Here is a 23,260-nt window from a genome sequence, read left to right as displayed (position 1 = left end):
ATGCTGCCGCGGCGCGCGGCGCCGCTCGCGATCTGCAGCAACAGGCCCAGTTGCAGTCCCAGGATGTTCCAGTAGCCGCGCCGCAGACCGTGCGCGAGTCCCGAGGACATCGACGCGACCGCGCCGGCACCGGGGGAGAGGCTGATCACCCACGCCGCGCCGAGGAAGGCCAACCACATCTGCCAGGTCACCGCGTGAGCCTAGCCGACTGCTCGATCCCGGAGCCGGGCCCGTCAGGACGGGCCGTGGCATCCGGCATGCGGGTCGGAGACGACCGCGCGGTAGGTGTCGACCCCGTCGGTGGGGCGCCGGACCAGGTCCGGATCGGTGCGGGCATCGACGGTGTAGAGACCGAATCGCGGGGTGTAGGAACCCCATTCGTAGTTGTCGGTGAGCGACCAGTAGTTGTAGCCGAAGACCGGCGCCCCGTCGTCGATTGCGCGGGTCAGCGCGGCGACGTGTTCACACAGGTGCCGGGAGCGGGTCCACCCGTCCGGTCGCGGTGCCCCGTCGGCGGTGGGCACACCGTTCTCGACGACGTACAGCGGCACACCCGGATAACGCCGCGCATAGTCCATCAGCGCGGCGTAGAGCCCCTGCGGGTGCGGCCGCACCGCCGCGAAGTCGTCGAACGCGGCATGGACCGCGGTGAGATTGTCCGGCGCGACCCCGTAGTAGTAGTCGACCCCCACGAAATCCACGCTGTCGCGGACACGATCGAGGAACAGGGTGTCCAGGTAGGGCTGTGCGCCGGGAATGTACGCGGCGTTCGAGGTGACCTTCGCACCCGGATCGAGCCGGTGGATCAGCGCGTACGCACCGCGGTGCGCGGCGACCAGTCCGTCGAGCATGCGCGGCACGTCGGCGGGCGTCAGCCCGCCGAACGCGAGTTCCTTCTGCACGTAGATCGTCGGTTCGTTGATCGTCACCCACAGCGCGCCGGTACCGGCGTACCGCGCGACCACCCGTTCGGCGTTGGCCAGCCACGCCCCGGTCGTACCGGGATCGGCCCAGCCGCCGCGGTCGGCGATCCACCCCGGATACACCCAGTGATCGAGGGTGATCATCGGCCGCATCCCGTGCTCGGCGATCGCGGCCACCACGTCGTCGTAGTACGCGAACTCCGACTCGTCCCAGCGGTCCGGTCCCGGCTGGACCCGCGCCCACTCGATCGAGAACCGGAACACGTCCACACCCAGGTCCGCGGCACGGGCGATGTCCTCCCGATAGCGATGCCGGAAATCGACCGCCGCACCGATCGGATCGTCGGTGCGGCCCGACGCCGAATACCGAGACCAGTTGCTGTCCGGCGACGACCCCTCGACCTGGAACCCCGACGAGGCCACGCCCCACAGGAACCCGTCGGGCACCGCCGCCGCCGACGGCGCGGGCGGCACGAGCGAGACCGTGACGAGGGTGGCGACGGCCGCTACCGCCGCGTGCAGGCGGTTCACCGGGCGCGCCCCGGTGCGGACGTTGCGATATCCATGCCGCACCTTACGCACGAGGGCAGCCGCCGGGTACCCCGTTCGGCCGTTCCGGGCGCCACGAATTCCGTGCGGAGCGACGGGTCCGGCCCCGAGATTCGATGTGCCCGCCGCGCCGCCGGGTGACCGGCTGACAACTCGTTTGCGTTCATCGCGGATAATGGAGCGGATCCCTGTTCTACGAGAGAGGACAACTCATGCTTGCCCGCACCGACCTGCGCGGTCGTACCCCCACCACTGCGGAGCTGAGGGGCGCCCTGCCCCGCGGCGGAGTGGATGTGGACGCGGTGCTGCATCACGTCCGTCCCGTCGTCGACGACATCCGTGATCGCGGAGCCGTCGCCGCCCTCGACTACAGCGAGAAGTTCGACGGCGTCCGCCCCGCGCGGGTGCGTGTACCGCAGGCCGAGATCGACCGCGCGCTGGCCGAACTGGACCCCGCCGTGCGTGCGGCCCTCGAGGTCGCCATCGCCCGTACCCGCCTCGTCCACGCCGATCAGCGCCGCACCGACACCGTCACCGAGGTCGTGCCCGGCGGCACCGTCACCGAACGCTGGGTGCCCGTGGACCGCGTCGGCCTGTACGTGCCCGGCGGCAACGCCGTCTACCCGTCGTCCGTCGTGATGAACGTCGTCCCGGCCCAGGCCGCCGGCGTCGAATCCCTCGTCATCGCCTCGCCGCCGCAGAAGAACTTCGACGGCCTTCCGCACCCGACCGTTCTCGCCGCGGCCGCGCTGCTCGGCGTCGACGAGGTGTGGGCCGTCGGCGGCGCCCAGGCCGTCGCGCTGCTCAGCTACGGCGGCACCGACGTCGACGACGCCGCGACCGAGCTGGCCCCCGTCGACATGATCACCGGACCGGGCAACATCTACGTCACTGCCGCCAAGCGGTTGTGCCGGGCCGTCGTCGGGATCGACGCGGAGGCCGGACCCACCGAGATCGCGATCCTCGCCGACCACACTGCGGACGCCGTGCACGTCGCCGCCGACATGATCAGCCAGGCCGAACACGACGTGATGGCCGCCTCGGTGCTGGTCACCACCAGCACCGAACTGGCCGACGCCGTCGACGCCGCCCTCGCCGCCCAACTCGGGATCACCAAGCACCGCGAACGCGTGCAGACCGCGCTGTCGGGCAGCCAGTCCGGCATCGTCCTCGTCGACGACGTGAAGCAGGGCCTGCAGGTCGTCAACGCGTACGCCGCCGAGCACCTCGAGATCCAGACGGAGAACGCGTCCGAGGTGGCCGCGCAGGTTCGTGCCGCCGGCGCGATCTTCGTCGGACCGTGGGCGCCGGTCAGCCTCGGCGACTACTGTGCCGGTTCGAACCACGTGCTGCCGACCGCGGGCTGTGCCCGGCACCAGTCCGGGTTGAGCGTGCAGACCTTCCTGCGCGGCATCCACGTCGTCGACTACAGCCGCGAAGCGCTGCGGGACGTGGCGGGGCACGTCATCACCCTCGCGAACGCCGAGGACCTGCCCGCCCACGGTGAGGCCGTGCGTCTGCGTTTCGAGGCCCTGCAGTGAGCGCCGCACAGACCGGAAGCGTGCCGGGCAGCCGCATCACCGTCGACGACCTGCCGCTACGGGAGAACCTGCGTGGCAAGTCCGCGTACGGCGCGCCGCAACTGACGGTGCCGGTGCAGCTGAACACGAACGAGAACCCGCACCCGCCGACGCAGGCGCTCGTCGACGACGTCGCCGAGGCCGTCCGGGAGGCCGCTCGCGAGCTGCACCGCTACCCGGACCGCGACGCCGTCGCGCTGCGCACCGACCTCGCCGCCTACCTGACCCGTCAGACCGGTGTCGCGGTGGGTGTCGAAAATCTCTGGGCGGCAAACGGATCGAACGAGATCCTGCAGCAGATCCTGCAGGCGTTCGGCGGACCGGGGCGTAGCGCGATGGGCTTCGTGCCGTCGTACTCGATGCACCCGATCATCTCCGACGGAACCCAGACCGATTGGCTGGCCACCTACCGGCGCGACGACTTCGCCCTCGACGTCGAGTCGTCCGTCGCGGCGATCCGCGCCCGCAAGCCCGACGTGGTGTTCGTCACCAGCCCCAACAATCCGACCGGGCACAGCATCCCGCTCGAACAGTTGCGGGCGATCGTCGAGGCCGCCCCGGGCATCGTGATCGTCGACGAGGCGTACGCCGAGTTCTCCGCGGTGCCCAGTGCACTCGCGCTGATCGACGAGTACCCGGCGAAGGTCATCGTCTCGCGCACCATGAGCAAGGCGTTCGCGTTCGCCGGTGGTCGCCTCGGCTATCTCGCCGCCGCGCCCGCCGTCGTCGAGGCACTGCTGCTGGTGCGACTGCCGTACCACCTGTCGGTGATCACCCAGGCCGCCGCGCGCGCCGCCCTGCGGCACTCCGACGAGACTCTCGGCTCCGTCGCGGAACTCACCGCCGAACGCATCCGCGTCGCCGCGGAACTGGCCCGTCTCGGTTACGAGGTGATCCCGTCCGACGCCAACTTCATCCTGTTCGGCCGATTTGCGGACTCCGCCGCCACCTGGCAGCGGTATCTCGACGAGGGCGTGCTCATCCGGGACGTCGGCATTCCCGGCTACCTGCGCACAACGGTCGGCCTGACGCACGAGAACGACGAATTGTTGCGGGTCAGTGCACAACTCGCCGCAACGGAAATCGAGGGAACCCGATGAGCGACCGGATCGCGAAGGTCGAACGCACCACCAAGGAGTCGAGCATCAGCGTCGAGATCAACCTCGACGGCACCGGCCGCACCGACATCTCGACCGGTGTGCCGTTCTTCGATCACATGCTCACCGCGCTCGGTCAGCACGGCTGCTTCGACCTGACGGTCCACGCGAAGGGCGACGTCGAGATCGAGGCCCACCACACCGTCGAGGACACCGCGATCGTGCTCGGCCAGGCGTTCAACCAGGCGCTCGGCGACAAGCGTGGCATCCGCCGCTTCGGTGACTGTTTCATCCCGATGGACGAGACCCTCGCGCACGCGTCGGTGGACGTGTCGGGCCGGCCGTACTGCGTGCACACCGGGGAACCGGACTACATGGTGCACTCGGTGATCGGCGGTTACCCGGGTGTGCCCTACGCCACGGTGATCAACAAGCACGTGTTCGAATCGTTCGCGTTCCACGCCCGGATCGCCCTGCACGTGCGGGTGCTGTACGGCCGCGATCAGCACCACATCACCGAGGCCGAGTTCAAGGCGGTGGCGCGAGCGCTGCGCGAGGCCGTCGAGCCGGACCCGCGGGTCACCGGCATTCCCTCGACCAAGGGCAGCCTGTAACCGATGGATGTCGTACTGACCTACGGTTGCTTCCTGCTCGCAGGGCTCGGCGCCGGGGGTACCTGGTCGGCGTGGAAAGCCGGCAACCAGCTGTTCGCCGGTGTGCTGCTGGCCCTGACGCTCCTCGCTGCGATCGCGGGGATCCTGAGGTTGATGTGACCGCTGTGCCGAGCCTGCTCGGCATCCGCGGGCTGCCCGCATCCTGGGCGCTCGCGGCTGCCGCGTTCGGCGGATTCTCGCTGTTGCTGCCCGTCGTTCCCTGGGCGATCGCCGAGGCCGGAGGCACCGACGCGCTCGCCGGATCGGTGACGACGGTGTTCATGGCGACCACGGTGCTCACCCAGTTGGCGATGCCGAAGCTGATGCGCACCCGCGGGCATCGGCAGTTGCTGATCGCAGGGTGCCTGCTGCTCGGATTGCCGTCGCTGGGGTTGCTCACCTCGACCGCGCCGCCGGTGGTGCTGGGGATCTCGGCCGTGCGCGGCATCGGCTTCGGCATGATCACCGTCGCCGCGGCCGCGCTCGTCGCGGAACTGGCCCCGGCCCGGCAACTGGGCCGAGCCACCGGCACGCTGGGCATCGCGATCGCCGCGTCGCAGATGATCGGTCTGCCGCTCGGCCTGTTCCTCGCCGAACACTTCTCGACCGCACCGGTCTTCGTGCTAGGCGCACTCGTGCCGACGCTCGGACTCGTCGCGGCCGCGCGGTTGCCGCGGATCCGCCCGGCACCCGGCACGGTGCACGGGCGCCCCCCGCTGCTCGCGTTGGTGCTACCGACCGTCGCGATCGGCGCGGGTGCCATCGCCTACGGCGGCCTCACCTCCCTGCTGCAGATCGCGGCGGTGGGCCTGCCGGTACCGATCGCGCTCGCCACGCTGAGCGCCTCCACACTGGTCGGCCGGTTCGGCGCGGGTTCCCTCGCCGACCGGATCGGTGCGGGCCGGTTGCTGCCGGTCGGGCTGGGGCTCGCTTCGGTCGCGATGGTGCCGTTCGCGCTCGTCGCCGACGACCGCGCCGGCGCCGGGGCACTGATCGGTGCCGCGGTGTGCTTCGGTCTCGGCTTCGGGATCGTGCAGAACGAGGCACTGCTCGTCGCGTTCCGGCGCGCCGGAACGAACCACATCGGTTCCGCCAGCGCCGCCTGGAACATCGGCTTCGACGCCGGGACCGGTGTCGGCTCGCTGCTGCTCGGTGCCCTGGCCACCACCATGGGATATCCGGCGGCCTTCGCGATCGCCGCGGTGCTCGTTCCGGTGCTGCCCCTCCTGGCCCGCTTCGCCGGGCCGTCCGACCCGAAACCACGACCCATAGAATCGAACCCATGAGCGCAAAGAACGTCGCCCTTCTCGACTACGGTTCCGGCAACCTGCATTCCGCCGCCAGGGCGCTGGCCCGCACCGGAGTGAACGTCGAAGTCACGTCGGACCACAAGGTTGCGCTCGCCGCGGACGGTCTCGTGGTGCCCGGCGTCGGCGCGTTCGACGCGTGCATGAAGGGTCTGCTGTCGGTCGGCGGCGAGAAGATCATCGGAACCCGCCTCGCCGGGGGACGGCCGGTCCTCGGCATCTGCGTCGGGATGCAGGTCCTGTTCGAGAAGGGCGTCGAGCACGGCGTCGAAACCGACGGTTGCGGCGAATGGCCGGGCACGGTCGCGCGCCTCGATGCGCCGGTGCTGCCGCACATGGGCTGGAACACCGTGCAGGCCCCGGCCGATTCGGTGCTGTTCTCCGGTCTCGACGCCGACACCCGCTTCTACTTCGTGCACTCGTACGCCGCGCAGGCATGGGAGCTGCCGGAACCCGAGCGGATCGCCCCGCCCAGGCTCACCTGGGCCGAACACGGCGTGAAATTCCTCGCCGCCGTGGAGAACGGCCCCCTTTCGGCCACGCAGTTCCACCCCGAGAAGTCCGGTGACGCCGGCGCCGCGCTGCTGAGCAACTGGGTGGGAAGCCTGTGACCGGAACCGGCGGCGGCAGCGGCGATCCGCGCGGCGACCTGTCGCTGGGCAAGCTCGCGATCGCGGTCGTCGGATCGGCGACCGGGGTGCTCGCGATCGTCACCGTGCTGATGATCACACTGCAGCCGGGCCCGGTCCTCGGACTGACGATCGTGCTCGTCGGCATCGCCTGCGCGATCGCGGTGATGGGTTTCGTGTCGACGCGGATGACGCGCCGTGCCTACGGGCGCGGTGACGATCGGGGATAGCCGCGCCACGGTGACCGCCCCCCGCGTGACGGATATTCCACGCGGGAGGAGGCGAACTGCCGTCTGCGAGGGGGTCAGGTACCCGACAGGCGAGCCGGATCCAGATCGAGGCGACGCAGCAACTGGGCGTTGAGCGCGACCACGATGGTGGACACCGACATGAGCACCGCGGCCACCGCGGGAGAGATCGCGACCCCGGCGAACGCCGGCACGCCTGCGGCGAGCGGCACCGCGACGATGTTGTAACCGGTGGCCCACACCAGGTTCTGCCACATCTTCCGATAGCTGGCATGCGACAGTTCGATGATCGACAGCACCGCCCGCGGATCGTTCGCTGCCAGCACGACCCCGGCGGACTCGATCGCGACATCGGTGCCCGCGCCGATCGCGACACCGACGTCCGCGCGGGCGAGGGCGGGGGCGTCGTTGACACCGTCGCCGACCATCGCGACCCGATGGCCGCGACGCTGCAGCTCGGCGACCTTCGCGTCCTTGTGTTCGGGCAGCACTTCGGCGAACACCTCGTCGATACCCAGATCCGCGGCGACAGCGTCGGCGACCTGGTGGGCATCGCCCGTGATCATGGCGACCCGCACCCCGCGGGCGTGCAGGGCCCGGATGGTCTGACGCGACTCGTCGCGCACCGCGTCTTCGAGCGCGACCGCGCCGATCACCCGCCCGCTACGGGCGACGTGCAGCACCGAAGCGCCGCGGTGCACCCACCCGCCGGTGACCGCGGTGACCTCGTCGGGCACCGTCAGCCGCAGGTCGCGCAACATCGCCGGTCCACCGACGGTCACCTCCGCACCGTCGAGGACGGCACTCACCCCGCGGCCGGGCAGCGACCGGAATCCGGTGGCGGTGACACGCGTCTCGGGCGGCACCCGGTCCTCGGCCGCCGTCACGACGGCCCGTGCGACCGGGTGCTCGCTGTCGGCCTCGGCCGCGGCTGCCACCGCGAGCAGGTCCCTTTCGGTGACGCCGCTCGCGGCGGCGATGCCGGTCACCTGATGGCGACCCTGCGTCAGGGTGCCGGTCTTGTCGAACAGCACCACGTCCACAGTGCGCATGCGTTCGAGCGCCAGACGGTCCTTCACCAGCACTCCCGCCCGGGCGGCGCGTTCCGTCGAAATCGCGATGACGAGCGGGATCGCCAGGCCGAGGGCGTGAGGGCAGGCGATGACGAGCACGGTGACGGTCCGCACCACCGCTTCGTCGAGGTTTCCGAGCAGCGACCACACCGCGAAGGTGAGGACGCCCGCGACCGTCGCGAACCAGAACAGGAACGCGGCAGCCCTGTCGGCCAGTGCCTGAGCGCGGGAGGACGAGGCCTGTGCGTCGGTGACCATGCGTCGGATCCCGGCCAGAGCGGTGTCGTCCCCGACCGCGGTGATCCGTACCCGAAGAGCGCTGGCCGTGGCCACGGTGCCGGCGACGACGGTGTCTCCGACCTGCCGGACGACGGGATCGGATTCGCCGGTGATCATCGATTCGTCGACCTCGGCGTGCCCGTCGGTGACCGTGCCGTCCGCGGGTACCCGCGCGCCGGCCCGCACGAGAACCAGGTCACCGAGGGTCAAGTCCTCCAGCGGCACTTCGCGAATGCCGTCGTCGGTGACCTTCTCGGCGGTGTCCGGCAGCATCGCGGCGAGGGCCTCGAGTGCGCCCGACGCCGAACCCAGAGCACGCATCTCGAGCCAGTGCCCGAGCAACATGATGACGATCAGCAGTGCCAGCTCCCACCAGAAGTCGAGATCGAAGCCGCCCAGACCGAGTGTGGTGACCCACGACGCCACGAACGCGACGCTGATCGCCATCGCGATCAGCAGCATCATCCCGGGCCGTCGCAACCGCAGCTCGGCCCAGCCTCCGGTGAGGAACGGCATACCGCCGTAGAGGAAGATCACGGTACCCAGCACAGGGGGAATCCACGTCGCCCCGGGAAAGTGGGGGAGGGTGTAGCCGAGCAGTTCGGCAACCATGTGGCTGAACGCGACGACCGGTACCGACAGCACGAGACTGATCCAGAACCGCCGCCGGAACATCTCCCCGTGGGATCCGTGTCCCGAGTGCCGATCGTGACCGCCGTGAGCCGCGCCGTCCGGGTGCGTGCCGTGACCGGCGTGCGGATCCGGTGGCAGAGTCGTCTCGGTGGCACCGGGTTCGGTATCGGGCTGATGATTGTGCATCGAGCACCTCTCCGGGCCGTACGTGAGCGGACCTCTGATCCCGTTATACCCCCTGGGGGTATTTCAATTCGACGGTATACCCCGAGGGGGTACATGGCAAGGCTGATGTTCGAGGGCGCGAAGCCGAATGCCCATGTGACGCGTGCCAGCCGGGCTGCCCTTTGTCTCGGCGGCAACTCGAAAGGGACGCCGCAGGGGGTTCCGGTCTTTGTCCCGGGTACGGCTACGGGATCACTCGGTGATCCAGATGCCGTCGGGCACCGGCGAACCCATGCCGTACATGCGCACACCGTGCACCTCCGGGGCGGTGACGACCGACGGTGCGGACTGGATGTAGAAGACGCCCGGAACGAGGTCCACCAGTCGTTGCTGCACCGTCTCGTAGGCGGCCGACCGCTCCCCGGTCGTCGTGCCGACCCGGCCGGCGTCGAGTGCCGCGTCCAGTTCCGGGTCGACGATGCCGGACGGGTTGCCACGCGAGGACGAGTGGAACGAGGTCCACAGCGACGAATCCGGATCCTGCACGACCGCCGCCGAGATCGTCATGTCGAAGTCGCGGGAGGTGACGCGGCTCTGCGCGGCAGTGAAGTCCATGATCTCCACGCGCACGTCGACATTGTCGAACGCGGCGAGTTGCGCCTGAACGCTCTCGGCGACCCCCTTGATCTCCGTCAGCGAATACGCCAGGAACGTGAACGACACCGGCTTGCCTTCGGCGGCGAGTTCGTCGAACAGGCGGCGAGCCTCGTCCTCGTCGGTTCGCTTCAGCGCAATGTCCTCGTAGAACGGCGAGCTCTGAGCGAACAGTGTCGCCGGAACCGCGCCGGTGCCCTCGAACACCGCGGTGTTGACGGCATCGAGATCCAGTGCGAGGGACACGGCTCGGCGGGCTCGTTCGTCGTCGAACGGCGCGCGCCGGGTGTTCATCGCGAGGTATTGCCCGCCACCGAGCGGAACCGTCGCCGTGACCAGCCCGGCGCTGTCGGCCTTGCTCAGGTTCGACCAGCTCGTTTCGGCGCCGAGGTCGGCGGTCCCGGAGGTGAGGGCGTTGAGGCGCTGACCGGCGTCGGGGACGGTGCGCAACGAGATGTGGTCCAGGTACGGCCGCGGCGCGTCCCAGTAGCCGGGGTTCTTGGTCAGCTCGATGACGTCCTGCCGCGACCACCGGTCGAGAATGAAAGGCCCTGCGCCGACGGGATTCTCGTCGAACGCCTGCCGTCCTTTCGCGAGCGCGGTAGGGGAGGCGATCCAGTTCAGCCCGGAGAGCACCAGGGACGAGGCGAAGACCGGGCTGGGCGCGGCCATCGTCACCTTCAGGGTTTCGGCGTCGACGAAGTCGGTTCCGGCGATCTGCGCGGCCTGGCGCAAGGATTCCGATGCCGTCGCCGGGTCGCGGAGACGATCCCAGTTGTACTTCACGGCGGCGGCGTCGAGTGGGGTGCCGTCGGTGAACGTCAGGCCCGGACGCAACTTCAGCGTGAACGTGCGTCCTCCGTCGGTGGACGAGAAGTCCGTCGCCATCGAGTACTCGATGCCGAGTGTCTCGACGTCGTTGGTCATCAGCGTTCCGTAGAGCGCGTTGCCGAGCAGCGCCGAGTTCGTCCACACGTTCGGAAGGGCGGCCGGATCCAGGCTGTTCGGTTCACGGATCTGGACGGCGTCCAGCGTCCCACCCGCGACGGGCTCGCCTGCGGGCGTGCCGGCGCCGGTGGTGGCGGTGTCCGCGGTTCCGCATGCACCGAGCACGAGCGCGGTGGCGCACAGCGCAGCGAGCACCGAACCGCGCGTGCGGATGTATCGGGCCATCGAGTACCTCGTTCCGGGTCCGGTGTCGTTCATTGTCCTGCCGCGCCTTCCGTCTGCTGAAGAACTCAATTCTGTGCATTCGGTAACGTGATTCTTCCTACCGCATCGGCGACCCTCGCGGAGAGCGGGGAGCGTGCCACCGGCGTGTCGGATTCGCCGGGCAGACCGCCGGGTTCGCGCCGTGGACGGCACGGCGGAACCGTGCTGTATGGGAGCCCGTCGCCGACCACATCGGTCGCGACACACCCACCGGCCGGCTGACGGTGCCGGACCCCACCGTGCCGCGTTTTCCGAGTACGGGACCCCAGGCACTAATGTGGGCGCAGTGAGCCTGGTCCTTTTGCCTGCAGTCGACGTTGCCAACGGTGAAGCAGTTCGCCTCGTCCAGGGAGAGGCGGGCAGCGAAACCAGCTACGGCTCGCCGCGTGACGCCGCCCTGGAATGGCAGAACGCCGGAGCCGAGTGGGTGCATCTGGTCGACCTCGACGCGGCCTTCGGGCGCGGCGACAACCGGGACCTCCTCGCAGGTGTCGTCGGTGAACTCGACGTCAAGGTCGAACTGTCCGGTGGTATCCGCGACGACGCGACCCTCGCCGCGGCCCTCGCGACCGGCTGCGCCCGCGTGAACCTCGGCACCGCCGCGATCGAGAACCCCGAATGGTGCGCCCGGGCCATCGCCGAGTACGGAGACCGCATCGCCGTCGGTCTCGACGTCAAACTCATCGACGGCCAGTGGCGACTGCGCGGCCGCGGCTGGGTCTCCGACGGCGGCGACCTGTGGGAAACACTCGAACGACTCAACCAGGAGGGCTGCTCCCGGTACGTCGTCACGGACGTCACCAAGGACGGAACCCTGACCGGCCCGAACCTGGACCTGCTGAGCGAGGTGGCCAACGCGACCGACGCGCCTGTCATCGCCTCCGGCGGCGTCTCCACCGTCGACGACCTGCGGGCCATCGCGACCCTGGTGCCCGAAGGGGTCGAGGGCGCGATCGTCGGCAAGGCGCTCTACGCCGGACGGTTCACCCTGACCGAGGCGCTCGACGCCGTTTCCCGCTGAACCGATGACCGACACCGCCGACCTGCCGAGGCTGCTTGCGGTCGCGAGCGAGATCCTCGACGGCGCGGCGGAGCGGTTCGTCGCCGGCCGGGGCGCACCCCGCTCGGTCGACAAGGGGCCCAACGACTTCGCGACCGATCTCGATCTCGAACTCGAACGACGTATCACCGGTGAACTCACCGACCGCACCGGCGTCGCCGTGCACGGCGAGGAGTTCGGTGGTCCCGGCGCCGGCTCGGGCACCGTGTGGCTGCTCGACCCCATCGACGGCACCGTCAACTACTCCGCGGGCCTGCCCACCGCCGGGATCCTCCTCGCACTCGTGCGCGACGGCGAACCGGTACTCGGATTGACCTGGTTGCCGCTGGTGGGGGAGCGATTCGCCGCCGCCCGCGGCGGGCCGCTGCTGCACAACGGCGCGCCCGCCGATCCGTTGAAGCCCGGACGGCTGGCCGACGCGATGGTCGGTGTCGGCAGCTTCGACATCGACAGCCGCGGACGTGTTCCGGGCCGGCGACGGCTCGCGGTCATCACCGAACTGAGCCGGCGCGTGTCGCGACTGCGGATGCACGGCTCCACCGGTGTGGACCTCGCCTACACCGCCGCGGGGGTACTCGGCGGCGCCGTCGTGTTCGGACATCATCCGTGGGACAACGCGGCCGGTGTCGCCCTGGTTCGCGCCGCCGGCGGCATCGCCACCGACTTCACCGGCGCACCCTGGCGGATCGGCTCCGGATCGGTGCTCGCGGCCGCGCCGGGTGTGCACGGCGAGATACTCGACATACTGGAATCGGTGACCGATTCCCGCCCCGAAGGAGAACAACAGCCATGACCCTGGCAGTTCGGGTGATCCCGTGCCTGGACGTCGACGCCGGACGAGTCGTCAAGGGCGTCAATTTCGAGAACCTGCGCGACGCCGGCGACCCGGTCGAGCTCGCCGCCATCTACGACGCGCAGGGCGCCGACGAACTGACCTTCCTGGACGTCACCGCGTCGACCGGTGACCGCGGCACCATGCTCGACGTCGTCACCCGCACCGCCGAGCAGGTGTTCATCCCGCTCACCGTCGGGGGCGGTGTGCGCACCGTCGAGGACGTGGACCGGTTGCTGCGCGCCGGTGCCGACAAGGTCAGTGTGAACACCGCCGCGATCGCGCGTCCGGAGGTGCTGCGCGAGATGTCCGAGCGGTTCGGCGCCCAGTGCATCGTGCTGTCCGTCGACGCCCGTACCGTGCCCGCCGGCGAGGAACCCACCCCGTCCGGCTGGGAGGTCACCACCCACGGTGGGCGTCGCGGCACCGGCATCGACGCCGTCGAATGGGCCCGCCGCGGTGAGGAACTCGGCGTCGGAGAGATCCTGCTCAACTCGATGGACGCGGACGGCACCAAGGCCGGGTTCGACCTGAAGATGATCGAGTCGGTCCGGGCGGCGGTCTCCGTGCCGGTCATCGCCAGCGGTGGCGCCGGTGCCGTCGAGCACTTCGCGCCCGCCGTGCACGCCGGCGCCGACGCGGTGCTCGCCGCCAGCGTCTTCCACTTCGGGGAACTCACGATTCCGCAGGTCAAGGACGCCATGCGGGCAGAAGGGATCACCGTGCGATGACCAACATTCTCGATCCGAGGATCGCCTCCCGTCTCAAGCGCAACGACGCCGGCCTGTTCGCGGCGGTCGTGCAGGAGAAGTCGACGGGCGACGTGCTGATGATGGCGTGGATGGACGACGAAGCGCTCGCCCGGACGCTCGCCACCCGCAAGGCGACCTATTTCTCGCGGTCGCGCAACAGCTACTGGGTCAAGGGCGAAACCTCCGGGCACACCCAGTACGTGCACGAGGTGCGCCTGGACTGCGACGGCGACACCGTGCTGCTCGTCGTCGACCAGACCGGCGCCGCCTGCCACACCGGCACCCACACCTGCTTCGACACCGACGTGCTGCTCGCCGCCGAGTGACACGTCGGCGCGGACCCGTTCGGACCCTCAGGACGCGGTGAGCGACAGGAGGAATCCGCCTCCGCCGGAGTCGATCCGCGTGGTGACCGTGAGGTCGGGAGCCAGGCGGGACAGCCGATCCACCAGCCAGGTTCCGGCCTCGGCCGCGTCGACTTCCGAGGGGCACCGCGCGACGGCGACGCGGCCGCCCTTGCGGGTGAGCTGATCCACCACTGCGACGATCGGGGCGGGATCGACGACGAAGAGATGCTCGGCCCACGGCACAACCGGTTTCACCGCACCCTTCTTCGTGTTGCACGCGCGGTGGGCCAATCGTTCCTGCCCGCCTTTCGCGCCCTTCTTCGCGGTGGAGAGGGCGTCGACGCTGGGTCCGCGCGGATCGTTGACCGACATGTTCGGATCCACGGGCTCGTCGCACAGCCAGCATCGCCACGAGTCGCGCTCGCCCACTTCGTCCAACCTGCTCATGTCGTGAACGGTACACAGTGCGCGCGTAGGGTCCGGGGCGGGTTGTGGCACAGTTGCGTGCATGCCACTGATCCAGATCAGCCAGACGCCCGGCCTCACCACCGAGCAGAAGGCCGCCGTCATCGCCGCGGTCACCAAGGCGTACGCCGAGGCATCGGGGAAGAACGAGTCGTCGGTGTGGGTGACCCTCACCGAGGTACCGCGCGAGAACTGGGGCGTCGGAGGGGTTCCGCTCGGCTGATCCCGGGCAGAGCCGCGCGTGGAAGCCTAGGACGGCACAAGGCGTGATCGGTCGGTGTACGGCACGATTCACGTGTGAATCCCGTATTCGAACGCGCCGACTTCGACGACCCGAGTCTTGCCGCATTCCTGCAGGCGCACTTGGACGACATCGCTCCCACCGCGCCGAAGGAAAGCCGTCACGCGCTCGACCTGTCGGAGCTCGGGATGCCGTCCGTCCGGCTGTGGGTCGCCCGACATCGCGACGAGGTCGTCGCGACCGGAGCGCTGGCCCGGCTCGAACCGGGCCACGAGGAGCTGAAGAGCATGCGCACCGTTCCCCACCTGCGCGGACGAGGGATTGCGCGTGCTCTGCTCGACCATCTGATCCGGGACGCCACGGGTCGAGGGATCTCGCGGATCTCACTGGAGACGGGTTCGATGGACTTCTTCGCGCCGGCGCGGCGTCTGTACGCCGGAGCAGGCTTCGTCGAATGTCCGCCGTTCGGCGACTATTCGGACGATCCGAACAGTGCGTTCATGACACTGGTGCTTCGCGATCCCGGTGCAGTCGACTCCGGCGTCTCCGGCACACCTGGCAGGATCGAGGCGTGAGCACCGCGAACCTGACCCGAGCCGAGACGTCGACCCGCGCGAGCGCCGTCCGGGTGCACGCCTACCGCGTGGAACTGGACCTGCGGAGCGCACCGGACCCGGCGACCACCGGTTTCGCAACGACCACCACGATCGAGTTCACGTCCACGCGCGGTGAGACGTGGCTCGACTTCCTCGGCGCGTCCGTCGAATCCGTCACCGTCAACGGCGTACCCGTCGCGGTCGCGTACGACGGCGCGCGCATCGCGTTGAGCGGGCTGGCCGAGGACAATGTCGTGACGGTCGCAGCGACGGGCGAGTACAGCAGATCCGGGGAGGGCCTGCACCGGTTCGTCGACCCCGCCGACGGGCAGACCTATCTCTACACCCAGTACGAACCGGCCGACGCGCGGCGGGTGTTCGCGTGCTTCGAACAGCCGGATCTCAAGGCGCCGTTCACCTTCGACGTGTCCGCACCAGGCGGGTGGCAGGTCGTGTCCAATCAGGCGGTCGCGCATCGGAATCCGGTGGCCGATGGGCACCGCGTGGTGTTCGCGCCGACCCCGCCGATGTCCACCTACATCACCGCGGTCGTCGCGGGACCCTATCATCGGATCGAATCCTCTTGGAGCCGAGACGATCTCACCATAGACCTCGGCGTGCTGTGCCGGGTGTCGCTCGCGCAGTATCTCGACGCGGACGCGATCGTCGAGGTCACGAAACAGGGACTGGACTTCTTCGCCGAGCACTTCGGCTACCCGTACCCGTGGGGCAAGTACGACCAGGTGTTCGTGCCCGAATACAACCTCGGCGCGATGGAGAACCCCGGCTGCGTCACCTTCACCGAGGCCTACGTCTTCCGCGGCGCGGCGACGTCGGCGCAGTACCAGGGGCGGGCGAACACGATCCTGCACGAGATGGCACACATGTGGTTCGGCGACCTCGTCACCATGCGGTGGTGGGACGACCTGTGGCTCAAGGAATCGTTCGCCGACTACATGGGTTCGCTCGTCAGCGCCGAGGCCACCGAATTCACCGACGCGTGGGTCGCATTCGCGAACCGGCGCAAGGCGTGGGCGTACCTGCAGGACCAGCTGCCCACCACCCACCCGGTGGTCGCGGACATCGTCGACCTCGAAGCCGCCAAACTCAACTTCGACGGCATCACCTACGCCAAGGGCGCCAGCGTCCTGAAACAACTCGTCGCGTACGTCGGCCGGGACGCCTTCTTCGAGGGCGCCCGCCGCTACTTCCGTACCCACGCCTTCGGCAACACCACCCTCGACGACCTGCTCACCGAACTGTCCGCGACCTCGGGCCGCGACCTGACCGGCTGGGCGCGGGCATGGCTGCAGACCACCGGCGTGTCCACGTTGACCCTCGAACCCGCCGGTTGCGGCGGACACGAGATCGTGCAGACCGATCCGCGGCCGCACCACCTCGCGGTCGGACAGTACGACTTCGACGAGAGTGGCAACCTGGTGCGGCGCAACCGCATCGAGGTCGACCTCGAGAAGCGGCGCACACCGATCGATCTCACCGATACGCCGCTGACACTGCTCAACGACGACGACCTCACCTACGCGAAGGTCCGGCTCGACGCCCGCTCGCTCGCCACCGTCGAGGACTCGCTCGACCGGATCACCGATCCGCTCGCCCGCGGTCTCGTGTGGTCCGCGCTGTGGAACGCCACCCGTGACGCCGAGCTGCTTGCCGCCCGGTACGTGACGATGGCGCAGCGCTTCGCTCCGGCCGAATCGAACCTCGCGTTGCTCGGGGCCGTGCAGGCCAACGTCGCTGCCGCGATCGAGCACTACCTGCCGGCCGCGGCACGGGCCGGCTACCGGTGCGCGTGGCTCGACTCGGCATGGAATGCGCTGCACACCGCTGCCCCCGGATCGGGTGCCCAGCTCGCCTGGGCGCGGACGGTGGCCGCAGCGGCCACCGTCGACGACAGCCGGGCCGCGGACATCCGGTCCATCCTCGACGGTGCCGCACCGGCACCGGACGGGCTCGCCCTCGACCCGGACCTGCGCTGGTCGCTGTGGCTCGCGCTCGCCGCCACGGGCCACGCCGATGCCGCCGACCTCGGCGGTGAACTGACCCGCGACGACACCGGTTCCGGTCGCACCGCCCATCTGCGCGCCCTCGCCGCCCGCCCCGACAGCACCGTCAAGGCCGAGGCGTGGACCGCGATCTTCACCGACCGGTCCCTGTCCAACGAGCACCTCGACGCGACCATCGGCGGATTCCGCGCCGGGGGCCGCCGCGATCTGACCTCGCCCTACGACTCGGAGTACTTCGGGACGATCCGCGACGTGTGGGGCGAGCGCAGCATCGAGATCGCGCGGCGCATCGTCGTCGGGCTGTTCCCGGACAGCGACTCGCTCGCGCCGGCCGACGGGTGGCTCGACGCGCACCCGGACGCGCCGGGGGCGCTGCGTCGGCTGGTCGTCGAACAGCGCGACCACCTCGCCCGCGATCTGCGGGCTCGGTTGTTCAACCGAGATCGCAACTAGGTCCGACCGGGACGCTTCGGTCCGTGCACATGCCCCGCCAGGCGACCTCGAGGGCGGCGGCACACCGGGTGCGGGCGGTGCCGGCACCGAGGGACTCCCCGCGAACGACGGACTGGTAGTAGAACACGCCCGCGAGGAGGTCGAAGCAGGCCTCGACGTCGAGATCCGCGCGGAGCACACCGCGCTCGATTCCGGTGCGAAGCGCGTCTTCGATCGGCACGCGGCGCCGGGACACGTGCGAGTCCCAGTAGACCTGCTGCAACTCGCGATCCGCCATCGCCATGCTGACCCGGCGCCGGAAGCGCGCCTCGGGGTAGGCCTCCGGCCCGTCACCGATCTCGGGGGCGAGGAAGGCGCCGAGCACGGCTTCCCGGAGGTCCCCGTCGAGCGGGATCGGTGAGGGCTTCTCCCGGCCCGCGTCGACGGCGGCGGCGACGAGCGCCGTGATGGACGGCCACCTCCGGTACAACGCGGCCCGGCTGACGCCGCTGCGCTCGACGATCCGGGTCACCGTGGGAGTCTCGTTCTCGTCGACGAGTGCGAGTGTCGCAGCGAGGATCTGCCCGTCGATGTCGTCGTTGCGGGGCCGCCCCGGTCCCCGCCCGGCCGGCGCCGGGATCGCAGCGGCGGTCACGGTCACCGACCGAGCGCGCGCCGGCGCAGTCGCGTCACGGTGTCGTCGCCGAGGCCGGCCGCCCGCAGCGGCGCGAGCGCGTCGCCGTGACGTTCGCGCAGCAGTGCCAGGGTGTTCCGCATCGGGACGTCCCACGGGGTGTCGTCGTGCCGGATCGCGTCCTCGTCGAGGTCGAAGCCCATCTGCGCCATCAGGGTACCCATCACGGGGTTCATGCGGGTGTGGACCGCGTCGATGTTGGTGCCCGTGATTCGGTAGTCCGCGACAACGGCGTCGTCGTCGGCGCCGAGCGCGAGCAGCAGTGCGGCGGCGAGCACACCGGTGCGGTCCGCACCGGCGGCGCAGTGGAAGGCGGTGGTGCCCGGCGCGAACGCGATGATACTCAGGGCTGTGACTATCTGCGGCGCAGCACTTTCCAGCATCCCGGCATACATCTCACCGAACTCGGAACGGGAGGTCGGGATGCTCCCGCCGGAGTCGCCGACGCGACTGATGTCCGCCATCAGCGGCAGGTGGTGGTAGGCGACGGGATGGCCGGCGAGCGGCCCGCGACCGGTGTGCGCGACCTCGGTACCCGAGCGCAGGTCGATCACGCTGACCAGGCCGTCCGCCACCAGCGCGGCGGCATCCTCCGCGGTGCAGGTGGACAGGTCGTCGGCGCGGATCGCGAGACCGCGGCGCAGGACGCCACCGGCGATGGGGATTCCACCGAGGTGGCGCAGGTTCACCGGCGAGCTGAGGGCGATGTCGAGTGCGGTGGTCATCTAGGTGATTCTCCTTCTGATGAGGGCGCTGCCCTGGTCGATGACGGTGACGAGCGCGATGATGCAGATGATGATGGCGCTGAGATGGCCGTAGTCGTACATCTTCATCGCGGTGGTGAGTTCGAGTCCGATACCGCCCGCGCCGACGAGGCCGAGGATCGTTGCTCCGCGCACGTTGCCCTCGAACAGCAGCAGGGTGTAGGACACGAGGTTCGGGGCGGCCTGGGGCAGGATGCCGTACGTGATGACCTGGCGTTTCGACGCGCCGACCGCTTCCATGGCGACGACCGGCCCGCGGTCGACGGCCTCCATCGCCTCGGCGAAGATCTTGCCGATCGACCCGATCGAGCCGAGTGTCATCGCCAGGATGCCGGCGAACGGTCCGAGGCCGACGGCGGAGACGAACATCAGCGCGAAGACCAGATCGGGGACCGACCGAATGATGTTCATCGTCCAGCGCGCGAGGTAGTACAGCCATCTCGGCGCGATGTTCGACGACGCCCCGAAGGCGACGAGCAGCGAGAGGATGCCGCCGAGAACCGTTCCGACGATGGCCATCTGCAGGGTCTCGACGAGCAGCTCGACGATGGTGCCGAACTTCGAGAAGTCCGGCGGGAACAGGCGGGAGAGGAACTCGCCCATGTTGATCGCGCCGTCGGACAGTTTCGCGAAGTCGAATTCCGCGCCATCGAACGACCACAACAGCACGATCAGCGCGATCGGGATGCCGACGAGGAATCTCCCGCGCGGGATCGAGAAGGCGCGCTCGAGGCGTGTGCGTTCGGCGGGATCGAGCGACGGTGGGGTGGCCGCGGAACGCTGCCCGGCACCGGATGATTCACGCGAGAGCATCGTCACGGCCGTGCTCCTCGTCTTCGTAGAGGGGCAGGAGAGCCTCCGCGTCGAGTCCGGACGTGGGAGCCGAGATCAGCATCCGGCCCTGCCGCAGGCCCACGATGCGGTCGCTGTGCCGCAGGGCGACGGGCAGCACGTGCAGGCTGACGAGAACCGGGATCCGGTACTCGGCGGCGATGCCGCGCAACAGCTCGAGTACCGAGTCGGCGAGCTTGGGATCGAGGGAGGCCACGGGCTCGTCCGCGAGAACGATGCGCGGCTGCTGCATGAGCGCGCGGGCGATCGCGACGCGTTGCTGCTGGCCGCCGCTCAGTGATCGGGCCTGGTCCTTCGCTTTGTGGGCGATGCCGACCCGGTCGAGGTAGTGCATCGCGAGTGTGCGTTGCTCACCGGTGAATCCGCCGATCAGGTTGATCGGGCCGGCGGAGTGCAGGCCGCCGGCAAGGACGTTGGTCAGCACGCTCAACCGGGGAATCAGGTTGAACTGCTGGAACACCTGCCCGACCTCGGCGCGCAGTCGCCGCTGCTCCCGGTTGCGCAGCGCGGTCACATCGTGCCCGACGACCCGCACGCTGCCGCCGGCGACGGGTGCGAACCCGGTCAGGCTCTTCATCAGTGTCGACTTGCCGGACCCGGACGCACCGAGCAGAGCTACGGTCTCGCCGGCGTGCAGGTCGAGGTCGACCCCGTCGAGCACGGTGTGGGTGCCGTAGTCCACCCGCAGGTTCCGGACCGTGACGACGGGTGAGGTGTGGTCCACCGGGTTCCGGACCGGGGCCGGAACGGTCGCGGCGGTCATCCCTCGAGGTCCGACAGTTCGACGCCGGCGACCGCGGCGATATCGATGAACGACTGGAACTCCGACCGCGCAGGCTCGACGATCTGCTCGAGACCGATGAATCCGGAGTAGGCGCCGAGCGCCTCGGCGTTCTCCTCGGAGAACACCTTCGGCAGCGCTTCTTCCAGTTGCGTGCGCGTGTCGTCGTCGAGCGATCGGCGGGCCAGCACGGCTCCCTGGATCGGCATCGACGGGCTCGCGCCGACCCCGCGCCATTCGCCGTCGGCGAACGGGAACATCGGTGCGCCGAGTTCGGTGAGCATGACGGCGGTGCACGCGGCGTCGACCTGGCCCTGGCCGAGGGCGGCGAAGCTGCCTTCGTGTCCGCCGGCGAAGATCGCCTCGTAGTCGGTGCCCTGTTCGAGGCCGGCCTGATGGAGCATGTAGACGGGCATGAAGTAACCGGAACTCGAGGCCTGGTCGGCGAACGCGACGGTCTTGCCCTCGAGATCGGTCAGTTCGCGTACGGGGGAATCGTCGAGCACGACGCAGGTCGACACCGGGGCGTCGCTGCCTTTCCAGGCGAGCAGTGCGTCGACCTCCCCGGTGTTCATGGCGAGCGCGGACGGGAAGCCGCTCATGATGCCGAAGTCGACGTGGTCGGAGCGGATCGCCTCGACCACGCTCAGATAGTCGGGCACGTCCCGGATCTCGACGGGGCGTCCGGTCTCGGCTTCGAGTTTGTCGGCGAGGACCTCGACCGGGTTCGCCGCGGTCGGATCGTCCCCGACCGGGGTGGTGGCGATGGTGATGGGGGCGTTGGCTCCCGCGGAACCCCCGGCGTCCGCGCTGTCCGACGAGCAGCCGGTCAGCGCGACGACGAGGGCGCCGGCGCCCAGGACGCCGAGGAGGGGTGTGGTGTGGCGACGCATGGTGTCCCTTTCACGCGGTCACGTCGGGGTGGTTTCGAGAACGGGAGTATTCGAACCGTCCGAGGTGACGCGGAATTACGAGACTGCCGTACCGGAAATGGGCCACCGGGTGAACACTCGGTGGCACCGGTGTGGCGTGGGCCTCGCAGCCGGTGGTGTGCCCGTCCGCCGCCGGGCGCGCCGATGCCGTTACGCCCGGCGGACACCCCGTGCCGCAACTGCGGTGCCGGTGGTTCCTTCCCTCCCGATCAGCGACCGCAGCGGGGCGGCAGCGTCGAGCAGGGCCAGGGCGCGGGCGCCGATGTTCTCGCCCCGCGCGGCGAGCGCCACGCTCAGCTCGGCGTGTCCCCGGGCCCCACGCAACCGGGGCAGCACCCGCCGCAGGTCCGGGATGCGGTACCCGGCCAGGCGCAGCTGGTGAACGATGCGTGCGTCCCGCACGTCGGTCGGGGAGTACCGGCGCGGGCCACCCGCACCCGCCCGGCCGGGCACGACGAGATCTTCTGCGTCCCAGTGCCGCAGCGTGGAGGCCCGCACGCCGAGCGCGCCGGCCAGTTCGGCGATGCTCATGGCATCGGACGGCCGCGTGTCCCCGAGCGGCTCCGCGGAGATCGCCGCCGCCGCATGCTGTGCGAGCGCGAGTTCGCGGCGTTCGGTGTCGAGCCGTGCGTGTGCGGCGTCGAGAAGCGCCAGCACCTCCGTTGCCGGACGGGTGTGTGCCGCCCGCACCATCACCTTGGCCTCGACCGGTCCGACCCCGGCGGCGAGCGCCCGGTAGGCGAGCGCCGATTCGAGGTGCACCGCGTCGTAGATCCGGTAGCCGGCATCCGAGCGGGCCGCCGGTGGCAGCACCTCGTCGCGTTCGAGATTGCGGATCTGCTGGACCGAATACCCGGCCACTCGGGCAAGGTCGCTCGTGCGCATGCCCCGCTTGAGACTTTCTGTCATCTCACCTCGACATTTCCGGGTCAGGTCTCCACAAGCACTTGAATGGAACACTCGAGACATGAGTATCGACGAGATCATCGACTTCGTCACCGGACTGGGCGGGGTTCTGGCCTGTCGTCCGGCGCCCGGCGACGGATCACCCGAGATCAGCTGGGGCGACACCTTCTTCTACTACGCCCCCGACGGGCAGGTGCCGACGACCACCCAACCGTTCGCGACGATCGTGACCAAGGACTACCCCGGCGACGAACGATCGCGGCTGAACCGTCCGGACACATTCCGGCTCAACGTCTTCGCGGGGAAGGACGCGTTCACCGCGCGGATGGGTGCGAGACCGCGGGATGCCGGCACGCTCGATACCGACCCGAGTGTGCCCGACCGGATCGTCGCGCATCCGGTCTACGGCACGCTCGGGTGGCTGTGCGTCGTGAATCCGGGGCCCGGAACCGTCGCCGACGTCCGGGCGTTGCTGGTGCAGGCTCACACGTCGGCGCTCACGCGGTATCGACCGCCGCGCTGACGGGCCTGCCACGAGGTTCGTCGCGCCGATCCGGTCACGGATCACGATCAGGACCGG

25 protein-coding genes and 1 pseudogene are annotated in these 23,260 nt (G+C 69.7%); 15 read left to right on the top strand and 11 right to left on the bottom strand.

All coding sequences use genetic code 11. From position 1 onward, the window contains the following. Both A8G15_RS21905 and A8G15_RS21900 read right to left on the bottom strand, forming a co-directional pair. A pseudogene (locus A8G15_RS21905) lies at positions 1–191 on the bottom strand (threonine transporter RhtB); the annotation flags it as partial. Positions 192–233: 42 nt separating this feature from the next. Continuing rightward, positions 234–1,397 (bottom strand): family 1 glycosylhydrolase, encoded by a 1,164-nt coding sequence (locus A8G15_RS21900; RefSeq protein WP_245687949.1) that lies wholly within the window; start codon positions 1,395–1,397, stop codon positions 234–236. A 287-nt stretch (positions 1,398–1,684) separates the two neighbouring features. Between A8G15_RS21900 and hisD the strand changes: the two genes are divergently transcribed. The 7 genes from hisD to A8G15_RS21870 are packed head-to-tail and all read left to right on the top strand — an operon-like array spanning position 1,685 to position 6,968. Continuing rightward, on the top strand, positions 1,685–3,013 hold the full coding sequence (gene hisD / locus A8G15_RS21895; protein WP_068164478.1) for a histidinol dehydrogenase: 1,329 nt from the start codon (positions 1,685–1,687) through the stop codon (positions 3,011–3,013). Continuing rightward, a complete protein-coding gene (locus tag A8G15_RS21890) occupies positions 3,010–4,152 on the top strand; it encodes a histidinol-phosphate transaminase (protein WP_068164475.1) in 1,143 nt (380 codons plus the stop codon). The genes hisD and A8G15_RS21890 overlap by 4 nt, the downstream gene beginning before the upstream one ends. Continuing rightward, positions 4,149–4,763, top strand: a complete 615-nt coding sequence (gene hisB / locus A8G15_RS21885) for an imidazoleglycerol-phosphate dehydratase HisB (protein WP_068164473.1) — start codon at positions 4,149–4,151, stop codon at positions 4,761–4,763. Before A8G15_RS21890 ends, hisB begins: the two co-directional genes overlap by 4 nt. Before the next feature lie 3 nt (positions 4,764–4,766). Further along, the gene (locus A8G15_RS31195; protein ID WP_169833925.1) at positions 4,767–4,922 is read left to right on the top strand and encodes a hypothetical protein; all 156 of its coding nucleotides are present in this window, start codon (positions 4,767–4,769) and stop codon (positions 4,920–4,922) included. A gap of 23 nt (positions 4,923–4,945) precedes the next feature. Beyond that, on the top strand, positions 4,946–6,088 hold the full coding sequence (locus tag A8G15_RS21880) for an MFS transporter (protein ID WP_068164517.1): 1,143 nt from the start codon (positions 4,946–4,948) through the stop codon (positions 6,086–6,088). After that, positions 6,085–6,720, top strand: coding sequence for an imidazole glycerol phosphate synthase subunit HisH (gene hisH / locus A8G15_RS21875; protein WP_068164470.1), 636 nt, complete (start codon positions 6,085–6,087; stop codon positions 6,718–6,720). The genes A8G15_RS21880 and hisH overlap by 4 nt, the downstream gene beginning before the upstream one ends. Beyond that, a complete protein-coding gene (locus A8G15_RS21870; protein WP_068164466.1) occupies positions 6,717–6,968 on the top strand; it encodes a hypothetical protein in 252 nt (83 codons plus the stop codon). Before hisH ends, A8G15_RS21870 begins: the two co-directional genes overlap by 4 nt. Before the next feature lie 74 nt (positions 6,969–7,042). Here the strand turns inward: A8G15_RS21870 and A8G15_RS21865 are convergent, their stop codons facing one another. Further along, complete coding sequence (locus A8G15_RS21865) at positions 7,043–9,157, bottom strand: heavy metal translocating P-type ATPase (protein ID WP_082900075.1); 2,115 nt, start codon at positions 9,155–9,157, stop codon at positions 7,043–7,045. A gap of 231 nt (positions 9,158–9,388) precedes the next feature. Further along, positions 9,389–10,963, bottom strand: a complete 1,575-nt coding sequence (locus A8G15_RS21860; RefSeq protein WP_068164508.1) for an ABC transporter substrate-binding protein — start codon at positions 10,961–10,963, stop codon at positions 9,389–9,391. Between the two features lie 325 nt (positions 10,964–11,288). Here A8G15_RS21860 and priA point away from each other — a divergent pair, with 325 nt between their 5' ends. From priA to hisI, 4 genes are read left to right on the top strand one after another with little or no spacing between them, the layout of a single operon-like run. After that, entirely contained in the window at positions 11,289–12,023 is a 735-nt protein-coding gene (priA, locus tag A8G15_RS21855; protein WP_068164463.1) for a bifunctional 1-(5-phosphoribosyl)-5-((5-phosphoribosylamino)methylideneamino)imidazole-4-carboxamide isomerase/phosphoribosylanthranilate isomerase PriA, read from the top strand. Positions 12,024–12,027: 4 nt separating this feature from the next. After that, positions 12,028–12,855, top strand: coding sequence for an inositol monophosphatase family protein (locus tag A8G15_RS21850; protein ID WP_068164461.1), 828 nt, complete (start codon positions 12,028–12,030; stop codon positions 12,853–12,855). After that, positions 12,852–13,625 carry an imidazole glycerol phosphate synthase subunit HisF gene (gene hisF / locus A8G15_RS21845; protein ID WP_068164458.1) on the top strand — a complete coding sequence of 258 codons (774 nt, stop codon included), beginning with the start codon at positions 12,852–12,854 and terminating at the stop codon, positions 13,623–13,625. The genes A8G15_RS21850 and hisF overlap by 4 nt, the downstream gene beginning before the upstream one ends. After that, positions 13,622–13,972, top strand: coding sequence for a phosphoribosyl-AMP cyclohydrolase (hisI, locus tag A8G15_RS21840; RefSeq protein WP_068164456.1), 351 nt, complete (start codon positions 13,622–13,624; stop codon positions 13,970–13,972). The genes hisF and hisI overlap by 4 nt, the downstream gene beginning before the upstream one ends. 27 nt (positions 13,973–13,999) lie before the next feature. Here hisI and A8G15_RS21835 read toward each other — a convergent pair whose 3' ends face one another. Further along, positions 14,000–14,440, bottom strand: a complete 441-nt coding sequence (locus A8G15_RS21835; protein ID WP_068164454.1) for a hypothetical protein — start codon at positions 14,438–14,440, stop codon at positions 14,000–14,002. Positions 14,441–14,501: 61 nt separating this feature from the next. Here A8G15_RS21835 and A8G15_RS21830 point away from each other — a divergent pair, with 61 nt between their 5' ends. The 3 genes from A8G15_RS21830 (at position 14,502) to pepN (ending at position 17,772) form a co-directional block, all read left to right on the top strand. Next, positions 14,502–14,681 carry a tautomerase family protein gene (locus A8G15_RS21830; protein ID WP_068164451.1) on the top strand — a complete coding sequence of 60 codons (180 nt, stop codon included), beginning with the start codon at positions 14,502–14,504 and terminating at the stop codon, positions 14,679–14,681. 74 nt (positions 14,682–14,755) lie between these two features. Beyond that, positions 14,756–15,274 (top strand): GNAT family N-acetyltransferase, encoded by a 519-nt coding sequence (locus A8G15_RS21825; RefSeq protein ID WP_068164442.1) that lies wholly within the window; start codon positions 14,756–14,758, stop codon positions 15,272–15,274. Further along, entirely contained in the window at positions 15,271–17,772 is a 2,502-nt protein-coding gene (gene pepN / locus A8G15_RS21820; protein ID WP_068164440.1) for an aminopeptidase N, read from the top strand. Before A8G15_RS21825 ends, pepN begins: the two co-directional genes overlap by 4 nt. On the opposite strand, the gene A8G15_RS21815 is transcribed toward pepN, so the two are convergent. The 6 genes from A8G15_RS21815 to A8G15_RS21790 all read right to left on the bottom strand — a co-directional run bounded on the left by A8G15_RS21815 (position 17,753) and on the right by A8G15_RS21790 (position 22,683). Next, the gene (locus A8G15_RS21815) at positions 17,753–18,412 is read right to left on the bottom strand and encodes a TetR/AcrR family transcriptional regulator (RefSeq protein WP_082900074.1); all 660 of its coding nucleotides are present in this window, start codon (positions 18,410–18,412) and stop codon (positions 17,753–17,755) included. The two genes, pepN and A8G15_RS21815, sit on opposite strands and share 20 nt — an antisense overlap. Next, positions 18,409–19,170, bottom strand: coding sequence for a tyrosine-protein phosphatase (locus A8G15_RS21810; protein WP_068164437.1), 762 nt, complete (start codon positions 19,168–19,170; stop codon positions 18,409–18,411). The genes A8G15_RS21815 and A8G15_RS21810 overlap by 4 nt, the downstream gene beginning before the upstream one ends. After that, positions 19,171–20,022, bottom strand: coding sequence for a phosphonate ABC transporter, permease protein PhnE (phnE, locus tag A8G15_RS21805; RefSeq protein WP_068164504.1), 852 nt, complete (start codon positions 20,020–20,022; stop codon positions 19,171–19,173). Further along, positions 20,009–20,824 carry a phosphonate ABC transporter ATP-binding protein gene (locus tag A8G15_RS21800; protein ID WP_068164434.1) on the bottom strand — a complete coding sequence of 272 codons (816 nt, stop codon included), beginning with the start codon at positions 20,822–20,824 and terminating at the stop codon, positions 20,009–20,011. Before A8G15_RS21800 ends, phnE begins: the two co-directional genes overlap by 14 nt. After that, positions 20,821–21,735, bottom strand: coding sequence for a phosphate/phosphite/phosphonate ABC transporter substrate-binding protein (phnD, locus tag A8G15_RS21795; protein ID WP_068164432.1), 915 nt, complete (start codon positions 21,733–21,735; stop codon positions 20,821–20,823). Before phnD ends, A8G15_RS21800 begins: the two co-directional genes overlap by 4 nt. 189 nt (positions 21,736–21,924) lie before the next feature. Next, on the bottom strand, positions 21,925–22,683 hold the full coding sequence (locus A8G15_RS21790) for a MerR family transcriptional regulator (RefSeq protein ID WP_068164428.1): 759 nt from the start codon (positions 22,681–22,683) through the stop codon (positions 21,925–21,927). Positions 22,684–22,741: 58 nt separating this feature from the next. On the opposite strand from A8G15_RS21790, the gene A8G15_RS21785 reads away from it, so the two are divergent. Next, positions 22,742–23,203: a DUF6194 family protein gene (locus A8G15_RS21785; RefSeq protein WP_068164425.1), complete on the top strand. Its 462-nt coding sequence runs from the start codon at positions 22,742–22,744 to the stop codon at positions 23,201–23,203. Positions 23,204–23,260 lie beyond the last annotated feature (57 nt).

The sequence above is a fragment of the Rhodococcus phenolicus genome, assembly GCF_001646785.1.
Lineage (GTDB): Bacteria > Actinomycetota > Actinomycetes > Mycobacteriales > Mycobacteriaceae > Rhodococcus > Rhodococcus phenolicus.
The sequence above is the reverse complement of the archived record's forward strand: the minus strand, read 5'-3'. Positions and strand labels throughout refer to the sequence as shown.